The sequence below is a fragment of the Plantactinospora sp. A48 genome, assembly GCF_055793945.1.
On record NZ_JBTIXF010000039.1, the window covers coordinates 1 to 19,992 of the forward strand.

The 19,992-nt window shown below is 73.3% G+C and carries 12 protein-coding genes; 5 read left to right on the forward strand and 7 right to left on the reverse strand.

Annotation, left to right across the window (positions count from 1 at the left end; genetic code table 11):
- Positions 1 to 179: 179 nt before the first annotated feature.
- Positions 180 to 1,454 (reverse strand): ABC transporter substrate-binding protein, encoded by a 1,275-nt coding sequence (locus ACXN5W_RS19675; RefSeq protein WP_473159796.1) that lies wholly within the window; start codon positions 1,452 to 1,454, stop codon positions 180 to 182.
- Between the two features lie 164 nt (positions 1,455 to 1,618).
- Between ACXN5W_RS19675 and ACXN5W_RS19680 the strand changes: the two genes are divergently transcribed.
- The 3 genes from ACXN5W_RS19680 (at position 1,619) to ACXN5W_RS19690 (ending at position 3,589) form a co-directional block, all read left to right on the forward strand.
- The gene (locus tag ACXN5W_RS19680; RefSeq protein ID WP_473159797.1) at positions 1,619 to 2,263 is read left to right on the forward strand and encodes an ArsR/SmtB family transcription factor; all 645 of its coding nucleotides are present in this window, start codon (positions 1,619 to 1,621) and stop codon (positions 2,261 to 2,263) included.
- A gap of 1 nt (position 2,264) precedes the next feature.
- On the forward strand, positions 2,265 to 2,720 hold the full coding sequence (locus tag ACXN5W_RS19685; protein ID WP_473159798.1) for a DUF6069 family protein: 456 nt from the start codon (positions 2,265 to 2,267) through the stop codon (positions 2,718 to 2,720).
- 110 nt (positions 2,721 to 2,830) lie between these two features.
- Complete coding sequence (locus ACXN5W_RS19690) at positions 2,831 to 3,589, forward strand: SRPBCC family protein (protein ID WP_473159799.1); 759 nt, start codon at positions 2,831 to 2,833, stop codon at positions 3,587 to 3,589.
- Between the two features lie 81 nt (positions 3,590 to 3,670).
- On the opposite strand, the gene ACXN5W_RS19695 is transcribed toward ACXN5W_RS19690, so the two are convergent.
- On the reverse strand, positions 3,671 to 4,744 hold the full coding sequence (locus ACXN5W_RS19695) for a Gfo/Idh/MocA family protein (RefSeq protein WP_473159800.1): 1,074 nt from the start codon (positions 4,742 to 4,744) through the stop codon (positions 3,671 to 3,673).
- Positions 4,745 to 4,921: 177 nt separating this feature from the next.
- Between ACXN5W_RS19695 and tsaA the strand changes: the two genes are divergently transcribed.
- On the forward strand, positions 4,922 to 5,359 hold the full coding sequence (gene tsaA / locus ACXN5W_RS19700) for a tRNA (N6-threonylcarbamoyladenosine(37)-N6)-methyltransferase TrmO (protein ID WP_473159801.1): 438 nt from the start codon (positions 4,922 to 4,924) through the stop codon (positions 5,357 to 5,359).
- Between the two features lie 70 nt (positions 5,360 to 5,429).
- Here tsaA and ACXN5W_RS19705 read toward each other — a convergent pair whose 3' ends face one another.
- Genes ACXN5W_RS19705 through ccrA form a run of 5 tightly spaced genes read right to left on the reverse strand, consistent with a single transcriptional unit; the run spans position 5,430 to position 11,732 of the window.
- Positions 5,430 to 6,704 carry a cytochrome P450 gene (locus ACXN5W_RS19705; RefSeq protein WP_473159802.1) on the reverse strand — a complete coding sequence of 425 codons (1,275 nt, stop codon included), beginning with the start codon at positions 6,702 to 6,704 and terminating at the stop codon, positions 5,430 to 5,432.
- Positions 6,701 to 8,389 carry an acyl-CoA dehydrogenase family protein gene (locus ACXN5W_RS19710; RefSeq protein ID WP_473159803.1) on the reverse strand — a complete coding sequence of 563 codons (1,689 nt, stop codon included), beginning with the start codon at positions 8,387 to 8,389 and terminating at the stop codon, positions 6,701 to 6,703. The genes ACXN5W_RS19705 and ACXN5W_RS19710 overlap by 4 nt, the downstream gene beginning before the upstream one ends.
- Positions 8,386 to 9,330: a 3-hydroxybutyryl-CoA dehydrogenase gene (locus ACXN5W_RS19715; RefSeq protein ID WP_473159804.1), complete on the reverse strand. Its 945-nt coding sequence runs from the start codon at positions 9,328 to 9,330 to the stop codon at positions 8,386 to 8,388. The genes ACXN5W_RS19710 and ACXN5W_RS19715 overlap by 4 nt, the downstream gene beginning before the upstream one ends.
- Entirely contained in the window at positions 9,327 to 10,325 is a 999-nt protein-coding gene (locus ACXN5W_RS19720; protein WP_473159805.1) for a 3-oxoacyl-ACP synthase III family protein, read from the reverse strand. The genes ACXN5W_RS19715 and ACXN5W_RS19720 overlap by 4 nt, the downstream gene beginning before the upstream one ends.
- A gap of 39 nt (positions 10,326 to 10,364) precedes the next feature.
- On the reverse strand, positions 10,365 to 11,732 hold the full coding sequence (gene ccrA / locus ACXN5W_RS19725) for a crotonyl-CoA carboxylase/reductase (RefSeq protein ID WP_473159806.1): 1,368 nt from the start codon (positions 11,730 to 11,732) through the stop codon (positions 10,365 to 10,367).
- A 323-nt stretch (positions 11,733 to 12,055) separates the two neighbouring features.
- On the opposite strand from ccrA, the gene ACXN5W_RS19730 reads away from it, so the two are divergent.
- Positions 12,056 to 19,987, forward strand: coding sequence for a type I polyketide synthase (locus ACXN5W_RS19730; protein ID WP_473159807.1), 7,932 nt, complete (start codon positions 12,056 to 12,058; stop codon positions 19,985 to 19,987).
- The last annotated feature ends 5 nt before the right edge of the window (positions 19,988 to 19,992 follow it).

The following is a 19,992-nucleotide window of genomic DNA, read 5'->3' on the forward strand; positions in this document are numbered from 1 at the left end:
GGGGTGGGGGGTGGGGGGGGGGGGGGGGGGAGGAGGGCAGGGGGGGGGGGGGGGGGGAGGGCAGAACGGGGGGGGGCCCCTCCCCCCCCCCCCCCCCCCCCCCCCACGATGGCGGTCAGTGCGCGGTCTTCCCGCCCGGCCGGGTGGGCCCAGGTGGTTTTCCGCGCCGCCTCGGCGGGTCAGTGCGCGAGCAGGTCGTCGACCTCCCGGGCCGCGTCGTCCAGGGCACGCTTGGAGCCGACCTCGCCGAGCAGGGCCGCCCGCAGGTGCGGCCGGATCAGATCCATGATCTTGCGGGCCTGCGGGTGGGTCAGTCCGGCGGTGAGCTGCGGCAGGTACGACTCGGACTGCGCGTCCAGCGAGCCCGCCGGGTACAGCCCGGTGACCGACTTGCGCGGCGAGAGCTGGTGACGCGGCGGCAGGAACTGCCGGAGCTGGTCCGGGCTGGTCAGCCAGTCGACCCAGGCCGCCGCGGCAGCCTGGTTGGTGGAGGCTTTGAAGATCGAGTACCCGCCGACGGCGGTGTAGCCGATCGATTTGCGGTCCCGCAGCGGAGGTGCCAGCACCAGGTCGGTGTCGCGGAGACCGGCCTGCCGGACGGCGCCGAGCGACTGGGAGAACAGCATCGTCACCTTGCCCTGCGCCAGCGGGTTGGTCCCGCTCGGCGGCGCGGCGTCGAGGCTGTCCCGGGTGAGGTATCCGCCGTCGGCCAGCCAGGCCGCGAAGTCCAGCGCCCGGACGCCCTCGGGGCTGTTGAAGGTGGCCCTGGTCCGATCCGCGTTCAGGACCTCGCCGCCGGCCTGCCAGAGCAACGGGAAGAACGTGCTGTTGAGGGTCGCGGCCGGTGTCGCGTCGTACTCGGTGGTGAAGAAGCCGGCCCGCTTCAGTCTGGGTGCCTCGGCCCGTACCTCGTCCCAGGTCTGCGGCAGCCGGGTGAGCCCGACCTGGTCGACGACCTTGCGGTTGAAGATGGTGGTGGCCGGCGACATCAGGGTCGGTACGCCGTACGGGGCGCCGTCGAAACTGACCGCGTCGAGCGCGGCGGGCAGGAAGTCGTCGCGATCGTCGGCGATCACGTCGGACACGTTCAGCAGCAACTTCTGTTCGGCGTAGCCGGCCACCTCGTCCGGAATGAGGTACGCGACGTCCGGCGTGGTGTGCCCGGCGACGGCCTTGGCCAGCCGCTTGGCGCGGTCCTGCCAGGGCACCACCTCGACCGCGACGCTGACCCCGGGGTGCAGGGCGGTGAACTGTTTGATCCGGTCGGTCCAGTAGGCCGATTCCAGTTTCCCGCCCACCGGCGCCATCCACATGGTGACCTTGCCGCTGACCTGTTCCGGGGTCGGCTGGGTTCGTCTGGTCGAGCCGTCCCCGCTGCACGCGGCGAGCGCGCCCCCCGTGCCCAGCATGGTGGCGGCGGTGACGAGCGCGAGGCTCACCCGAAGTATTCGCATTTCTCCCCCTGTTTCCTCCTGGCGATCGATGTCGACAGACCCAACGGGGGAGCGTGGCGACCGATGCGGTCGCCGGCACCATCGACACATCCAGGCCGACAGCGGGTTCGACCGACAACAGAATCTGTCTTGACAAAAAAAGTTGTCGGTGACAGGGTTTACCCATGTTCGACATCGCAGTGATCGAGGACCCGGCGGCGGCCGAGGCGTCGCTGGATCCGACCCGGGCCCGGCTGCTGGCCGCGCTCGCCGAACCGGCGTCGGCGACCATGCTCGCCGCCCGGGTCGGTCTGCCCCGGCAGAAGGTCAACTACCACCTTCGAGCGCTCGAACAGCACGGCCTGATCGAGCTGGTGGAGGAGCGCCGCAAGGGCAACGTCACCGAACGGGTCATGCGGGCCACCGCGGCGACGTACGTGATCTCACCGGCGGCCCTGTCCGCCGTGCGCCCCGACCCCACCCAGGCGCCCGACCGGCTGTCGGCGCGGTGGCTGCTCGCCGTCGCCGCCCGGCTCGTGCAGGACGTCGGTGCGCTCATCACCGGAGCGGAGCGCGCCCGGCAGCGGGTGGCGACCTTCACGGTCGACGCCACCGTCCGGTTCGGCTCCGCCAGCGACCGGGCCGCGTTCGCCGAGGAACTGGCGAGCACCATCGCCGCCCTGGTCAGCCGGTACCACGACGAGAAGAGCCCCGGCGGACGCGAGCACCGGGTGGTGTTCGCCCTGCACCCCAGCGCCGCCCCCGACACCAGCACCAACCCCGACACCGATCCCAGCCCCCACACGGGCGACGCAGCCGAGGAGTCCTGAGATGACCACCATGACCAGCCCGACCACCGTACGGATCAACCCGACCGAGTCCACCCCGACGAGCGCCGGCATCCGGCGCCGGCAGCGCGCCCTGGGCGTCGGCGTCGCGGTGGTCGCCAACAGCCTGCTCTACCTGGTCGCCCGCGCGGCCGGCACGGACTTCACCCTGACCGACCCGGGCTCGACCGAGCCGCACCCGCTGATCCTGCCCGAGATCGCCGTCTTCAGCCTGGTCTTCGCGCTGCTCGGGTGGGGGACCCTCGCCCTGTTCGAGCGGTTCACCCGGCGCGCCCGGGTCATCTGGGCGACCCTGGCCGGCGCGGTGCTGCTGGCCTCCTTCGCCCCGATTCTCATCGAGCAGGCCACGCCGGACACCCGGGTCATGCTGTTCGTGCTCCACGCCGTGGTGGCCGCCGCACTCGTGCCGATGCTCCGCCACCGGGCCGGCGCCCGCTGACCACCGGCCGGCGCTGCCGCCCGGCTCCGGGCCGCCGCCTGACCGCTGGCCGCCGCCCCCTGACCACCAGACACAGCCGACAACCAACCACAGCCGAGAAAGGCACCACCATGGGACACCGCTTCGAACTGAGCCAGGACATCGAGCTGGCCGCCACCCCGGAACAGGTCTGGGAGGCCATCGCCACCGGGCCGGGCATCGACTCCTGGTTCATGGGTCGTAGCGAGGTCGAACCGGGGGAGGGCGGGCGGACCCGGCTGCACATGGCCGGTCACGTCGAGGAGGCCACCGTCACCGGGTGGGAGCCCGGCAAGCGGTTCGCGTACAGCTCCGATCCCCGGCCGGACGGCACCTTCCTGGCGATGGAATACCTGATCGAGGGACGTGACCAGGGCAGCACGACGCTGCGGCTGGTGCAGAACGGAGTCCTCGGCGACAACTGGGAGGGCGAGTACGCGGCGATGAAGGCCGGCTGGGGCCGTTACCTCGGCACCCTGGCGGCCTACCTCGAACACTTCCCCGGCCGGACGGCCAGCCCGGTCACGGCGTTCCGCCCCGGCACCGGCGGCCCCGAGCAGGTGTGGGCGGCGGTGACCGAGGCGTTCGGGGTGTCCGGCCCGGTCACCGTCGGGCAGCCGGTCCGGCTCACCGCCGATGGCCTGTCGCCGATCGAGGGCGTCGTCGACCTGGTCAGCCTGCCCACGTACCTCGGGGTCCGCACCGGGGACGCCCTCTACCGGTTCCTGTACTCCGGCGCCGACCGTGGCGACGCGCTGGTGCTCGGGCACCACATCTTCGCCGCCGACCAGGACCCCGAGCGGACCGAGCGGGCCTGGCAGGACTGGCTGGCCGCCCTGCCGGTCGGCTGACCGCGGCTGGCCGGGTGGCTGGCCGGCTGGCCGGGTGGCCGGGTGGCCGGGAGCATCGTCACGGTGCTCCCGGCCGCCCGGTCACGTCGGTTCCGATACGACCGGCAGTACCGCGCCCTCGGCGGCGGAGCGGTGCGCCAGCTCGATCAGCGCGACGGTGGCCACGGCGTCGGCCGGGTCCACCGGCAGGGGGTCGCCGTCCCGCAGCGCCCCGACCAACTGGGCGTAGAAGTCCTGGTACCGGCCGGGATCGGTGGGTACGGGCCGCAGGTCCCCGGGTACGCCGAGCTGGCCGTACCGCTCGGGTGGGACCGAACCCCAGTCGGGCGCCCCCGGACGGCCGCCGTCGCGCAGCGCGGCCTCCTGCGGATCGAGCCCCCAGGTGGTGTAGCCGGCCCGGTCGCCCAGGATCCGCAGCCGCGGCCCGAACTGGGCGGCGACCGCGCTCATCCACAGCTGGGACCGGACACCGCCGGCGTGGGTGAGCGCCACGAACGAGTCGTCGTCGACGAGCGCGCCCGGTCGACGCCGGTTCACCTCGGCGTAGACGCTCACCGGCGGGCCGAACAGCAGCACCGCCTGGTCGATGAGGTGGGCGCCCAGGTCGTACAGGGCGCCACCGGCCTCGTCCGGGGTGCCGCTCTCCCGCCAACCGGGCTTGATCGCCGGACGCCACCGCTCGAACCGCGACTCGAACCGGGACACCCGGCCCAGCTCGCCGGCCTCGACGAGCCGGCGGGCGGTGCGGAAGTCGCCGTCCCAGCGGCGGTTCTGGAACACGGTGAGCGGTACGCCCCGCCGCTTCGCCTCGTCGACCAGCGCTCGGGACTCGGCGGCGGTGGAGGCGAGCGGCTTGTCCACCACGACCGGCAGCCCGGCCGCGATGGCCGCTCGGGCCTGCGGTACGTGCTGCCGGTTCGGTGTGGCCACCACGACCAGGTCCAGTTCGCCCGGGGCGTGCCACAACTGGTCGGCGTCCTCGACGATCCGCGCCTCCGGGTGCTCCCGCCGGACCTGCTCCTGCCGCTCCGGGTTGCCCGTGACGACGGTGCTCAGCCGGAGCCCGGGAGTCGTCGCGATCAACGGGGCGTGGAAGACCCGTCCGGCGACCCCGTACCCGAGTAACCCGACCCGAAGGGATGCCTGAGTTGTCATCTTTTCTCCCGTTGCCTCGCGGTACCTCACCGAACCTACCCGGCCGGGTAGGCCGCCCCGGGAGCGAGGGAGCGACCAGCCCGTTTCGAGGGCTCTGGCCGGGCGTAACGGGTCCCGGCGCTCGATCCGGGCCCGGTAACCTACCTGGGCCGGTCGACCTCGACCGTGGGATACGGCGTGAGCGAGGTGGGTGCGGTGGACGGCACGGACGACTACCAGGTGCGGCCCGTGGGCCGGGTGGTGTCACCGCTGACCGACCGGGCGGACGCGCCACGGCAGGGCGACGAGGGCTCGCCGCCGGCCCGGATCGTGCTCGAACCCGAGCTGCGGGACGCCGCGACCGGGCTCGCCGCCGGTGACCGGATCCTGGTGTTGACCTGGTTGCACCAGGGCCGGCGGGACGTGCTGCGGGTGCATCCGCGCGGTGACACCAGCCGACCCCGGCAGGGGGTCTTCGCGACCAGGTCACCGGACCGGCCCAACCCGATCGGCCTGCACCAGGTCACGATCCTGGCCGTCGAGGGCGACACCCTGACCGTGACCGATCTGGAGGCGATCGACGGCACGCCGGTGCTGGACCTCAAGCCGGTGCTCGCCTCCGTCGAGGAACGCTGAACGGTCGCGGCGGCCCGGCCAGCGGACCGGGCGGTCCAGCCGCCGACGCGCGGTCAACGCGGTCCGACGGTCAGCGTCCGGTGGCCACCAGGGTCACCGGCATCGAGCTGACGACGGTGTGCTTGTTGCTCGGCAGGTAGCGCACCGGACCGGTCAGCCGGATCTCGGCCACCCGGTCCAGCAGTTCGGTCAGGAAGGCCCGCAGCTCCTCCCGGGCCAGGTGGTCGCCGAGGCACAGATGCCGGCCGGCCCCGAAGGACAGGTGCGGGTTGGGGGTACGCCGCAGGTCGAGCGTGTCGGCGTCGCGGAACACCGCCGGGTCGCGGTTGGCCGACGGCCACCAGAAGGTGACCTTGTCGCCGGCCACCATCGGTACGCCCCGGAACTCCAGGTCGTGCGTGACGGTGCGCCGGTTGTACGGGTTGGGCGGGGCCCAGCGCAGCAACTCCTCCACGGCCGAGGGCAGCAGCGACCGGTCGTCCCGCAGCAGCCGCCACTGCTCCGGATGCTCGGCCAGCGCCAGCACCGCCCCGGCGACCGTGTTGCGGGGCTGCTCGCTGCCGGTCAGCAGCATCAGCCAGGTGTTCAGGGCGCGCTCGTACCCGGTCATCGGTCCGCCCGGCGCGTCCGCCGGCAGGTCGCCCACCGCCAACGCGGTACCCAGGTCGTCACCCGGCGCGGCCTGCTTGGCGGCCACCAGGTGGCGGCAGTAGTCGAGCGCGGCCGCACCGGTGGCGTGCGACCGTTCGGTCACCGTGCCGGTGCCGCGGTCGGTGACGTTCGAGTTCACGTCGGTCCAGGCGACCAGCCGGGGCAGGTCCTCGGCCGGCACGCCCAGCACGGTCCCGACCGCGCGGGTGCCGTACGGGCCGCTGACCTCGGCGGCGAACTCGCAGTCGCCGCGCCGCAGTGCGGCGTCCAGCAGGTCGGCCGCGAGCGAGCGCAGCGTCGGCGCCAGGGCCGCCATCGCGCCCCGGTTCACCGCCGGGCGCGCGACGCGCTTGATCAGGTCGTGCCGGGGGTCGTCCATCATGCCGAGCAACACCCCCGCGTGGACACCCGTCTCAAGATCGTCGAGATGGGTGCCGCCGCCGGTACGCCCCCCGCCGCCCTCCGCCGAGAAGGCCGGGTCGGCGGCGGCAGCGACGATGTCGGCATGCCGGCTGAGCACCCAGAACGCCTCGCCGTCGGCGGTCTGCCCCGGCGGGTGCCGCAGGATCGGCGCCCGCTCGCGCAGTCGGGCGAAGACCTCGTAGGGCACGCCGTCGGCGTACCGGGCCTGGTCGGTCAGGTCGAAACCGCCCAGTGCGGACGGTAGCTGGGCCGAGGTGGTGGACAGGGTCACGCGAACCTCCCGATCTCGGTGTCGGTCTCCGCGCTGACGGATCGGGAGAGCCAGTTGCGGGCCAGTGTCGAGTGGGCCGGGCCGGCCGGCTCGGTCAACCGCCGCCACCGGTCCGCCAGCCGGTGCCGGGCCTCGGTGCAGTAGACGTCGGCGAGGAGTTGCCCGTCCGGTTCCTCGTCGTCGGCGGCGCGGGCCAGGGTGACGCCGACGGCGAGCAGTTCCCGGGCGATGGCGCCGAGGTGGGTCAGGGTGTGTTCGTCGGCGTACGCCGACCCGGGCTCCGGCTGGGCGGCGACGGCGGTACCGCAGGCCCGCCGGAACCGGCGTAACTGGATCGACGTGGCCCGCAGGTGGCCACGGTTGGCCGTGGACAGCCGGCCCGTCTCGGACGGGTCCGGAAGCGGCCCGGCCAGGTGGTCGTCCGGGTCCGGTGTCCACCGGGACAGCAACAGCCGGGCGGCCTGGATGTCGGCCTGGAAGTCCACGTTGCCGGCCACCCGCAGCATCCGGGCGTCCCGGAACAGCCGCTCCACCGGCACGGCGGGCACGCCCCGGCGGCGCTTGCTGGAAACCGTCTCCACGCCCTCCCCGGCGAACAGCGAGACCGTCGAGTCGACCGTCCGCCAGCAGCCCAGGCTGGCGATGTTCTTGGTCAGGTAGCGCTCCACCAGCCGGCCGTCCGGCTCGCAGCCGAGCAGGTTCCAGCTCACCACGGCCTCGATGGCGTAGACCTCGGCCAGCCCGGCCGCGATGATCCGCTGGATCTGGTCGTACTCACCGAGACCGCGCCCGTCGATGGCCCGGCGGCGCACGAAGTCGCGCGACTCGGCCAGGCACCGTCGGGCCAGCGCCAACGCCGGCGCGGCCACCATGGTGTGCCGGCCGAGCACGGCCGCCGCCCCGACGGCCGGCACGGCCCGTACGTCGCCGGTCGGCACCTGGAGCACCCGGTCGGCCGGTACCCGTACCCGGTCGAAGGACAGCGCCCCGTTGGGCAGCCCGCGCATGCCGGTGAACTCGATCGGTGACCGGACGGCGAAACCGATGCTGGCGGTGTCGACGAAACAGAGCGCCACCCGGGGACCGTCCGGCCCCGGGATGGTCGCCGTGACGGTCAGCAGGTCCGCCACGGGCCCGTTGCCGATGAAGAGCTTCTCCCCGGTCAGCAGGTACGCCGAACCGTCACCGACCGGGACCGCCGTGGCGGCCGGCCGGGCGTTGTTGTGACCGGCCGGTTCGGTGTCGGCCCACCCGGACAGGGGCCCGGCGGCGATCCGGTCCCGGACGAAGTCGCCGGGCGGGCCGTCCGGCAGCGCCGGCAGCAGCCCGGCCACCCCCGCGGTGTTCTGCACGCCGAGGAAGAGCCCGACGGTCGGGCTCCACCCGGCCGCGGTCTCGACCACCCGGAACACGTTGTAGGCCGACAACCCCAGCCCGCCCAACCGGCCGGGTACGGACAGCCCGAGGTAGCCTCCGGCGCGCAGCGCGGCGACGAAGCCGTCGGGCAGCCGGCCGGTCCGGTCCAGCGCCTCCGGGTCCACGTGGTCCCGGATCAGCCGGGTGATCCCGGCGACGGCGGCGGCACCGGCGGCCCGGTCAGCCGGATCCTGCCGGGGGAACGGCCGCAGCTCGTCCCACCGCAACCGACCCGACCACAGGCTCTCGGCGAAACTCGGCGCGCTCACCGGCGCCCCCGAGGGTGCTCGTGGAAGCCCTGCCCGGTCTTGCGGCCCAACCGTCCAGCCTGGACCAGCTGGCGCAGCAGGGCCGGTGGGGCGTACTGCGGCTCGCGGTACTCGGTGTACAGGCTCGCCGCGACGGAGGCGACGATGTCCAGCCCGATGAGGTCGGCCAGCCGCAGCGGCCCGACCGGATGCCCGCAACCCAGCGTCATTCCCTTGTCGACATCGGCCGCCGAGGCGAAGCCCGACTCCACCATCCGCACGGCGTTCAACAGGTACGGGATCAGCAGCGCGTTGACCACGAACCCGGCCCGGTCGGGGGAGCGGATCGCCTGCTTGCCCAGGACGGCGGTGACGAACGCCTCGGCCGTCGCGTAGGTGGTGTCGGTGGTCAGGGCCGACGGGACCAGCTCGACCAGGGGCAGCGCCGGCACCGGGCTGAAGAAGTGCGTGCCGAGCACCTGTCCGGGCCGGCCGGTGGCGCTGGCCAGCCGCTGGATCGGGATCGCCGAGGTGTTGGAGGCGAGGATCGCGTCCGGCGCGGCGACCAGCCGGTCCAGGGCGGTGAAGATCGCGACCTTGTCGGCCTCGTCCTCGCGGACCGCCTCCACCACGAGCTGCCGGTCGGCCAACCCGTCAAGGTCGGCGGTGAAGGCGATCCGGCCCAGGGCCGCGTCCCGCGCCTCGGCGGTCAGCCGGGCCCGCCCGACGGCGTGGTCCAGCGAGCGGGTGACCCGGGTCCGGGCCGCCGGCAGCGCCGCCGGACCGGAGACCACCACCCGCACGTCGAGGCCCGCCGCCGCGCAGACCTCGGCGATGCCCGAACCCATCACGCCGCAGCCGACCACACCCACCCGGCTGATCGCGGCGCCCGCCGCCGGAACCCGGTCGCTCGCGGCGCCCGCCGCCGGTGCGGCCAGGCGGTCGTGGCCGGGCGCGCTCACCGGTTCGCCTTCCAGCGCAGCAGGCAGGCACCCATCGACATGCCACCGCCGAAGCCGGCCAGCAGCACCAGGTCGCCGTCGCGCAGCGCGCCCGCGCGGTTTGCGTCGTCCAGTGTCACCGGGATCGAGGCGCTGCCAGTGTTGCCGTACCGGTCGAGGGTCCGGTGGGTCCGGGCGCCGGCCAGACCGCACCGCTCGACCAACTCGGTCAGCAGCACCCCGTTGGGTTGGTGCGGCACCACGTGGTCGACCTCGTCGAGCCCGGCGCCGGCCCGCTCGACCAGGGCGGCCAGCGCGGGCGGCACGTTCGCCATCACGAAGTCCCGGACCCCGCGACCGTTCATCCGGAAGTAGTGCCCGCCGGCCGCGACCGTGTCGGGCGAGGTCGGCTGGCGGCTGCCCCCGGCCTCCACCCGGATCAGGTCGTGCGCGTGTCCGTGGCTGGACAGGTCGAAGTCCAGCACCCCGTACGGGGCGGGAACCGCGCCCACCACCGCCGCGCCCGCGCCGTCCCCGAGCAGCACGGCGGTGCGGTGGTCCGAGAAGTCGAGGATCCGTGAGTAGACGTCGGCGCCGATCACCAGGGCGACGGCGTCCGGGCGCAGCGCCACCAGGCTGTGCGCCAGAGCCAGCCCGTAGACGAACCCGCTGCACACGACGTTGAGGTCGAAGCAGGCCGCCCGGGTGGCGGACAGCGCGTGCTGGACCAGATAGCTGGTCGGTGGCTGTGGATGGTCGCCGGTCGAGGTGGAGACGATCAGGTAGTCGACCCGGTCGGCCGGCACACCCGCCTGGTCGAGCGCCGCCGTGGCGGCGTGGACCGCCAGATCCGAGGTGGCCTCGGTCGGCGCGGCCCAGCGGCGGGTGACGATCCGGGTCTTCCGTTCGATCCACTCCGCCGTCACGCCGGTCTGCTCCGCCACCCGGTCGTTCGTCACTTCGTCCTTGGGGAGGTATGAGCCGGTGCCCAGAATCCCCGCCGCGTAGTTGGCCACGATCGCGTTCGCCCTTCCTCGGTACGACGGCCGCGGCGCTCAGCCGACCGCTGCCGGAACTGGCCGGGGCGCGGGATCGGCCCCGCGCAACGGGTTGAGCCGTCGTTCGCCCAGGCGCGCCCGGAACTCGGGGTCGCTGACCCCCAGGCCGCGATCCGGGGCCAGGCAGAGCACCCCGACCTTGCCGAGGTGCCCGTTCGTCTGCACCAGCCGGGCCGCCCCGCCGACGTCGGCCAGCGGATAGACGGTGGACAGCGCCGGTGCGAGCCGGCCGAGCTGGAACAGCCGGTTGCACTCCCACTGCTCCTGGAGGTTGGCCACGTGGCTGCCGATCACCCGCTTGAGGTTCATCCACAGGTAGCGGTTGTCGAACTGGTGCTGGTAGCCGGTGCTGGAACCGCAGGTGACCACGGTGCCGCCCTTGCGGACCACGTAGACCGAGACCCCGAAGGTGGCCCGGCCGATGTAGTCGAAGGCCACGTGCGGGTCCTCGCCGATCTCGGCGCGGATCGCCGTGCGCAACCGCCGGCCGAGCTCGGTGGTCTGCTCCGGCGTGGGCGCGGCGTCCCCGCCCATCCCGAGCTGCCCACGGTCGATCACCACGTCACAGCCGAGGTCACGGGCCGGACGTACCTTGCCGGGCGAGCCCACCACGCCTACCGCGATGCCGCCACCCGCCTTGACCAGCTGGACCGCGAAGGCGCCGAGCCCACCGGTGGCGCCCCAGATCAACACCACGTCGCCCTGCTTGATCCGGGCCCCCCGGTCACTGACCAGCATCCGGTACGCGGTACCCGCGCACAGCGTCGTGCTGGCCGCCTCCTCCCAGGTCAGGTGCGCCGGCTTGGGCACCAGTTGGCTGGCGCGTACCACGGTGTAGTGGGCCAGGCCGCCGAAGTTCGTCTCGTACCCCCAGGCCCGCTGCTCGACCCCGAGCATGCCGTCGGCGTGCGTGGCCGGTTCCTGGTCGTCCACGTACGCCGGGCTCACCAGCACCCGGTCACCGATCCGCCAGCGCCGCACACCCTCGCCGACCCGCACGATCACCCCGGCCGCGTCGGACCCCACCACCTGGTACGGCTGGTCGTGCCGGGCCGCGAAGCCGCCCTGCCGGCCGTACCGGGCCAGCGACCGGAACGTGGAGACCGGCTGGAACATCGCCGACCACACCGTGTTGTAGTTGATCGAGCTGGCCATGACCGCGACCAGCACCTCATCCGGGGCGAGCACCGGCATCGGCACCCGACCGACCCGCAGCGAGCGGCGTACGTCCCGGTCGGCGGAATCCCCGAACATGTCGGCGTCGGCCGCCCGTAGATGGGCCGCGAGGTAGTCCGCCGGCACCGGCAGCCGGGCCAGGTGTTCGGGCGCCGCGTCGTCGAGTACGGCCTCGGCCAGAGCGTCCACGAGCGGTCCTCCCGATGTCGGCCCACCACGGGTGAGCCTTCTCAAACACCCTCTGGGGAAACGCTATGGACGCCCACCGGGCCCGGCCCACCCCCTACGCACCCCTAACCGGCCGGCCGGGTCGACACCGCTGCTCAGCCGCGCCGCGCCGGGGGACCGGCCGGGGACCCACCCGGGTCGACGGCCGGATTTCGTCAGGTCGGGACGCCGCCGCCGAGGACCGGGCCGGCTGATCGATAGGGGTGGTCAACCGCGCTTCTGGGGTTCTCGACCCGCCGTGTTCCGGGGGAGATTGCGGGTGCGGACACCTCGGGAGGGCCTCGATGATCACCAGCGTCGGCGTGGACGGCTCGGCCCCCGGTCCGGTGGCCGTGATCGGGATGGCCTGCCGGTTTCCGGGCGCGACCAACCCTGCCGAGTTCTGGCGGTTGCTGCGGGACGGCCGGGACTGCGTCACGGCGGCCCCCCGACCCGGTCTCCCGCCCGGCGGCTACCTCGACTCGGTGGACGGGTTCGACTGCCGCTTCTTCGGCATCTCCCCGCGCGAGGCCACCGCGATGGACCCGCAGCAGCGCCTGGTGCTGGAGCTGTGCTGGGAGGCGCTGGAGGACGCCCGGATCGTGCCCGCGAACCTCGCCGGTGAGCGGGTCGGGGTCGTCATGGGCGCCAACGACGACGACTACGCCCGGCTGACCCACGACAGTGGCCCGGCGGCGGTGACCGAGCACACCGTGTCGGGGCTGAGCCGTGGCCTGGTGGCCAACCGGGTGTCGTACCTGCTCGGCCTGCGCGGACCGAGCCTCACCGTCGACACCGGACAGTCGTCGGCGCTGTCCGCCGTCCACCTCGCGGTCAACACGTTACGGGCGGGGGACGCGACGCTGGCGCTGGCCGGCGGCGTCCACCTCAACCTGCTCGCCGAGGGCTTCCTGATGGTCGAACGGTTCGGCGCGCTCTCCCCGGACAACCGCTGCCACGCCTTCGACGCCCGCGCCAACGGGTACGTGCGGGGTGAGGGCGGCGGGGTCGTCCTGCTCAAGCCGCTGGACCGGGCCATCGCCGACGGCGACCGGATCTACTGCGTCATCCGCGGTGGAGCGGCCAACAACGACGGGGGCGGCGACAGCCTCACCGCCCCCGACCCGGCCGGCCAGCGCGACGTGCTCCGCCAGGCGTACCGGGCGGCCCGCACCGACCCGGTCGACGTGCAGTACGTCGAGGCGCACGGCAGTGGAACCGCGCTCGGCGACCCGGCCGAGGCCGCCGCGCTCGGCGCCGTGATCGGTGCCGCCCAACCCCCGGGCCGGCGGCTGCCGATCGGGTCCGTGAAGACCAACATCGGCCATCTGGAGGCCGCCGCCGGAGTAGCCGGCCTGATCAAGACGGTCCTGGCCCTCCATCACCGGATGCTGCCGGCGAGCCTGAACTTCGTCACCCCGAACCCGGCGATCGACCTGACGGTGCTGCGGTTGCGGGTGGTGACCGAGTCCACCCCGTGGCCACGGCCGGATGCCGAGCTGGTGGCCGGGGTCAGCTCCGTCGGGATGGGCGGCACGAACGTGCACCTGGTGCTGGCCGCCGCGCCGACCCAACCCCATCCGACTGCCTCGCCGACCCAACCCCATCCGACTGCCACGCCGGGCCGGCGACCACCGGCGGTGCTGCCGTACCTGCTGTCCGGCCGGACCGAGCAGGCGGTGCGGGACCAGGCCGCCGGGTTGGCGGCGCGGGTGGCCGAGGAGCCGGCACCGGAACCGCTCGACGTGGCGTACTCGCTGGCCACCACCCGTACCCGGTTTCCGCACCGGGCGGTCCTGCTCGCCGCCGACCGGGTCGAGCTGGCAGGCAGACTCACCGAGGTGGCCGCCGCCGGCCAGAGCGCCGGTACGGTGCGGGGAACGGCCCGGGACCGGCCACGGCTGGCCGTCCTCTTCACCGGTCAGGGCAGCCAGCGCGTGGGCGTGGGCCGGGAACTGGCCGAGACGTTCCCGGTCTTCGCCGACGCGCTGGACGACGTCTGCCGCGCCGTCGACCGGTACCTCGACCGACCGATCCGGTCGCTGCTCTGGGCCGATCCGGGCTCGGCGGAGGCCGAACTGCTCGGCCAGACCGCCTACACCCAGCCGGCCCTGTTCGTCATCGGCACCGCGCTGCACCACCTGGTGACCGACTGGGGAATCCAGCCCGAGGTTGTGGCCGGGCACTCGGTCGGTGAACTGGTCGCCGCGCACGTCGCCGGGGTCTTCCCGCTCAGCGCTGCGGCCGAGCTGGTCTGCGCGCGAGGACGGCTGATGCAGGCGTTGCCGGCTGGCGGCGGGATGCTCGCGGTCCGGGCGACCGAGGCGGAGCTGCGGCCACTGTTTCGTGACCACTCGTCCGTGGTGGACGTGGCCGCGGTGAACGGACCGCGATCCACGGTGCTCTCCGGCGCGGCCGACGCGCTGCGCGCCATCGCCGAACGGCTCGACTCAGCCGGCCTGCGGAGCCGATGGCTCCAGGTCAGCCACGCCTTCCACTCACCGCTGATGGATCCGGCGCTCGACGACCTGGCGCAGGTCGTCCAACGGCTCGCTCCGGAGGCCCCGACGATCCCGCTGGTCTCGGCGGTCACCGGGCGGACCGCCACGGCCGCCGAACTCACCGCGCCGGACCACTGGGTAAGCCATGCCCGCCGGCCGGTGCGGTTCCTCGACGCCGTACGCGCGATGGCGGCCGACGGGATCACCTCGTACCTCGAACTCGGCCCCGACACCGTGCTGACCCCGATGGTCCGGGACTGCCTCGCGGAATCCGGCGGCGCGGCGCTGGCGACCGGGGTGACCCGGGCGGACCGGTCGGAAACCGCGACCGTGCTCGCCGCCGCCGCCGAACTGCATGTCCAGGGGGTGGACGTGCGGTGGGACCGCGTCTTCGCTGGCTGGTCCGGTCGGCCGGTGGATCTGCCGACGTACCCGTTCCAGCGTCGCCGCACCTGGTTGCCCGATGTGCGGAGCGGCGGCACCGCCACCGGAAGCGCATCGGATCGCGACAGTGCGGCCGGCGCGGCCGAACCCGGTGCCACGGCGGTCCGGGGCACCGAGGCTGGCGGCACGGCGGTCGGGGCCACGGTGGTCGGCGGCGCGGACGTCCGTAGCGCCGGGCCGGGGACGGCGAAGCCACGGGATCCACGCCGCCTGCTCGACGCGGTACGGCGGGTGACCGCCCGCGTGCTCGGTTACGCCGATCCGGCGGAGGTCGAGCCTGAGGCGACCTTCCGGGACCTCGGCGCCACCTCGCTGACCGCGGTCGAACTCTCGACGGCCATCGCCGACGAGTTCGGAACGACCCTGCCGGCGACGTTGGTCTTCGACCATCCGTCGCCGGTGGCGGTGGCTGGGTTCCTGGCCGGCTCGGCTGTCGGATCCGGGTCCCCGGACGGTTCTGGTTCGAGGGTGGGCGCTGGGTCTTCTGCGGCTGCGGGACCGGTGGATGGGTCGGATCCGGTGGTGATTGTGGGGGTGGGGTGTCGGTTGCCGGGTGGGGTGGGCTCGCCGGCTGAGTTGTGGGATCTGTTGGTGTCGGGTGGGGAGGTGATGTCGGATTTCCCGACCGATCGGGGCTGGGATCCGGGGCTGGTGGGCGCTGGCGGCGTGGGTTCGTCGGTGGTCGGCGTGGGCGGCTTCCTGGATGACGTGGCGGGATTCGATGCGGAGTTCTTCGGCATTTCGCCGCGGGAGGCGTTGGCGATGGATCCGCAGCAGCGGTTGTTGTTGGAGGTGGCGTGGGAGGCGTTGGAGGACGCGGGCGTTGACCCGGGTTCGTTGCGGGGGACCAACACCGGCGTCTACGTCGGCGCGACGTCATCGGAGTACGGACCGCGGCTCGACCGGGCCGGCGAGGACGTCGCCGGCTATGTGCTGACCGGCACGACCGGTGGTGTGGCGTCCGGTCGGTTGTCCTATGTGTTTGGTCTTGAGGGGCCGGCGGTGACGGTGGATACGGCGTGTTCGTCGTCGTTGGTGGCGTTGCATCTGGCGGTGCAGGCGATCCGGGCGGGTGAGTGTGATCGCGCCCTGGTCGCCGGCGTGGCGGTAATGGCTTCACCGGGAATGTTCGTGGAATTCAGCCAACAACGGGGACTGGCACCGGATGGCCGGGTCAAGGCATTCAGCCAGGATGCCGACGGAACCGCCTGGGCCGAGGGTGTGGTGGTGTTGTTGGTGGAGCGGTTGTCGGTGGTGGTTGGTCGTGGTTTTGGTGGTGGGGTGTGGGGGGTGGTTCGGGGTTCTGCGGTGAATCAGGATGGTGCGTCGAATGGTTTGTCGGCGCCGTCGGGGGTGGCGCAGCGGGGTGTGTTGCGGGGTGCGTTGGTGTCGGGTGGGTTGGTGGCGGGGGATGTGGATGTGGTGGAGGGGCATGGGACGGGGACGCGGTTGGGGGATCCGGTTGAGGTGGGGGCGTTGGTGGATGTGTATGGGGTGGGTCGGGGTGTGGGTGGGGATTTGTTGTTGGGTTCGGTGAAGTCGAATGTGGGTCATACGCAGGCGGCGGCGGGGTTGGTGGGTGTGGTGAAGGTGTTGTTGTCGATGCGGTTTGGGTTGGTGCCGGGGTCGTTGGGTGTGGGGGTTCCGTCGGGGTTGGTGGATTGGGTGGGTGTGTCGGTGGTGCGGGGGTTGGTGGGGTGGCCGGTGGTGGGTCGGGTGCGGCGGGCGGGTGTGTCGTCGTTTGGGATTTCGGGGACGAATGCGCATGTGATTGTGGAGCAGGCGGCTGCGGGGTTGGGTCGTGGTTCTGATTCTTTGGTTTCTTCTTCTCCTTCTGTTGCTGGTGAGTTGCCGGTTGGGGTGGTGTTGTCGGGTCGGTCGGTGGCGGCGGTGCGGGGGTTGGCGGGTGGGTTGAGTGCGTTGGTGAGTAGCGAGGGTTTGTTGGTGGGTGATGTGGCGTTTTCGTTGGGGTGTCGGGGTGTTTTGGAGCGGCGGGCGGTGGTGGTTGCGGGCGGTGTGGGGGAGTTGACGGAGGGACTGGGGGTGGTGGGTTCGGGTGGGGTGTCGTCGTTGGTGGTGTCGGGTGGGCGGGTGGTGTCGTCGGGTTCGGGTGGTGTGGTGTTTGTGTTTTCGGGTCAGGGGTCGCAGCGGGTGGGGTGGGGTCGGGTTTTGGCGGGGGTGTTTCCGGTGTTTGGGGAGGCGTTGGGGTTGGTGTGTGGGGAGTTGGATCGGTGGTTGGATCGGCCGTTGTCGACGGTGTTGTTCGCGGATCCGGATCCGGATTCGGATCGGGGGTCAGGTTCGGCTTCGGGTTCGGGGTCGGGTTTGTTGGGTGAGACGGTGTTTACGCAGCCGGGTTTGTTTGCGGTGCAGGTGGCGTTGTTTCGGTTGTTGGGGTGGTTGGGGGTTGTTCCGGATGTGGTGGTGGGGCATTCGGTGGGTGAGGTGGCGGCGGCGTATGTGGCGGGGGTGTTGTCGTTGGGGGATGCGGCGCGGTTGGTGTGTGCGCGGGGCAGGTTGATGCAGGGACCGGATCCGAGCGGCGCGGCGGAGTTCGCGGAGGTTGCGGCGGGGATCGAGGTGGGGGCGCCGAAGTTGCGGGTGGTGGCGGCGGGTGGTGGGGAGGTGACGGACCCGGGCTACTGGGTGCGGCAGGTGCGGGAACCGGTGCGGCTTGCCGATGCGGTGGACGCGGCGGTGGCGGGTGGTGGCCGGGTGTTCGTGGAGTTGGGTGGAGACGCGGTGTCGACGCCGATGCTGCGGCAGGCGGTGAGTGTCGATTCGGGTGCGGTGGCGGTGGGGTTGGTGGGTCGGGATCGGGATGAGTTCCGGGCTTTTGTCGAGGGTTTGGCGCGGGTGTTCGTGGCCGGGGTGGGGGTCGACTGGTCACGGGTGAACGCCCATCGGCAGGGTCGGTGGGTTGAGCTGCCGAGGTATCCCTTCCAGCACACCCGCTACTGGTACTCGCCGGCTGGGATCGAGCGGCCGGACCGTGGCAGCGCGGCGGCGGTGGACCGGTTGCGGTACCGCGTCGTGTGGCGGTCGCTACCCCTCGGGAAGCCCGACCCGGCCGGGCTGCCGGCGCAGACCGGGTTGGCGGCGCAGGCCGGGTTGGCGGCACCGGTCGGGTTGGCGGCGCAGGCCGAGCCGGCCGAGGTGCCGGCCGGGCTGGCGGTCCCGACCGACCGACGGCCGGTCGGGCCGGCTGTGGGGGTCTGGCTGCTGGTGACGCCGGCCGAGTACGGGCCGGGGCGCCAGGTGTTCCAGGTAACGCCCCCGGCCGAACCCGTCGACCGGATCGAGCCCGCCCGATCTACCGCCTTCCTCGGCGACAAAGCCGGATGGCCCCGACCATCGGATGCGGTGGCCGAGGCGCTCGGCCCGGCAGCGGTCACGGTGACCGCGGACCTCGGCAGGGACGACCGTGCTGGGCTGGCGGCGAAGCTGCGCGCGGCGGCGGCCGGGCGACCGGTCGCCGGGGTCGCGTCGGTGCTGGCGCTCGACGAGGCACCGCATCCCGGGCATCCCGGGCTGTCCGGTGGACTCGCGGCCACGCTGCTGCTCGTCCAGGCCATTGTCGATCTCGACCTGGCGGCACCGTTGTGGCTCGTCACGAGTGGGGCGGTCAGCGTCGGCGGTGACGACCGGCTGACCAGTCCGGCCCAGGCCCAGACCTGGGGTCTCGGCCGGGCGGTAGCGCTGGAACACCCGGCGATCTGGGGCGGCCTGGTCGACCTGCCGTCCTGCCCGGACGCCGCCGACGGTCCCGGACCAGGCGCCGCCGACGGTCCCGGACCGGACGCCGCCGACGGCGTCAGGGTGGACGCCGCCGACGGTTCCGGGATTGTGGACCGGCTCCGAGGCGTACTCACCGGCGGCGGCGGCGAGGACCAGGTGGCGATCCGGCCCGCCGGTGTCTTCGCCCGTCGGCTGGTCCGGGCCCCGGCCGAACCGACGGCGGCGACACCGTGGCGGCCGGGCGGCACGGTGCTGGTCACCGGCGGGACCGGCGCGCTCGCCCCGCTGATCGTCCGCTGGCTGGCCGAGGCCGGGGCGGAACGCGTCGTACTCGCCGGACGGCGGGCCGTGGCGGTGCCCGAGCCGCCCCGACCCGAGGTCCGGGTCACGGCGGTGGCCTGCGACATCACCGATCGGAGCGCGGTGGCGGCCCTGCTCGGCCAGCTCGCGGAACGCGGTGAGCCGGTCCGGTCGGTGGTCCACGCCGCCGCCCACATCCGGCTCGGGCCGCTGGCCGCCACCACCGTCGACGAGTTGGCCGAGATCACCGCCGCGAAGGTCGGCGGGGCGGCGATCCTCGACGAACTGCTCGACGCCGAACCACTGGACGCGTTCGTGCTGTTCTCCTCGGTCGCCGGGGTGTGGGGCAGCGCCGAACACGGCGCGTACGGCGCGGGCAACGCCTACCTGGACGCGCTGGCCGAGCAGCGCGCGCAGCGTGGCCGCCCGGCCACCGCGGTCGCCTGGGGCGCCTGGGGTGGTGCGCGGCTGCCCGAGGGCGAGGACCCGGTCGAGCTGGACCGGCGCGGGCTGCACCTGCTCGACCCGGAGCTGGCGTTCCGCGCTCTGCGGCAGGCGCTCGACCGGCGCGAGACCACGCTCACCGTCGCCGATGTCGACTGGACGCTGTTCGGTCCGGTCTTCGCCGTGGCCCGGCGCCGGCCACTGTTGGCCGAGGTCGCCGCCGCGCCCCCGCCGGTCGCGCCCGCCAGGGCCGATGGAAAACCGGCGGCCACGGCCGACGGGGACGCGGCCGACGGACCGCCGCTCGCCGACCGCCTCGCCGGACTCTCCGAGCCGGACCAACTGGCGCTGCTGACGGACCTGGTCGTGCGGCACGCCGCCGCGCAACTCGGGCACACCCAGTCGGCCAAAGTGCCGACCGATGCCGCGTTCCGGGACCTGGGCTTCGACTCGCTCGCGGCGTTGGGCCTGGTCGATCGGTTGAGCGCCGTGACCGGGCTGCGCGTACCGGCCACCCTGATCTTCGACCACCCCAGCCCGGGGGCGGCTGCGGAGTTCCTGCGTACCGAACTGGTGCCGGAGGCGGCGCCGCCGGCGGCCGTGGCCCATGCCCACCTCGACGGCTTGGAGGTCGTGCTGCCGTCGGCGGCCACCGACGGGCGGGCGCGGCGGGAACTCGCCGGCCGGCTGCGGGCGCTGCTGGTCCGGCTCGACGACGAGCCGGCCGACGCCGGCGGCGACGTCGACCTGGACCTGATCAGCGACGAGGAGATGTTCGCGCTCATCGATCGAGAGGTCGGACCGGAATGACCGAG

What these genes read in the sequence shown, in the direction of transcription:
- ACXN5W_RS19685 (WP_473159798.1), top strand. Translation starts at nt 2,265, where the DNA reads ATGACCACCATGACCAGCCCGACCACCGTACGGATCAACCCGACCGAG.
- ACXN5W_RS19675 (WP_473159796.1), bottom strand. Translation starts at nt 1,454, where the DNA reads ATGCGAATACTTCGGGTGAGCCTCGCGCTCGTCACCGCCGCCACCATG.
- ACXN5W_RS19690 (WP_473159799.1), top strand. Translation starts at nt 2,831, where the DNA reads ATGGGACACCGCTTCGAACTGAGCCAGGACATCGAGCTGGCCGCCACC.
- ACXN5W_RS19695 (WP_473159800.1), bottom strand. Translation starts at nt 4,744, where the DNA reads ATGACAACTCAGGCATCCCTTCGGGTCGGGTTACTCGGGTACGGGGTC.
- ACXN5W_RS19680 (WP_473159797.1), top strand. Translation starts at nt 1,619, where the DNA reads ATGTTCGACATCGCAGTGATCGAGGACCCGGCGGCGGCCGAGGCGTCG.
- ACXN5W_RS19730 (WP_473159807.1), top strand. Translation starts at nt 12,056, where the DNA reads ATGATCACCAGCGTCGGCGTGGACGGCTCGGCCCCCGGTCCGGTGGCC.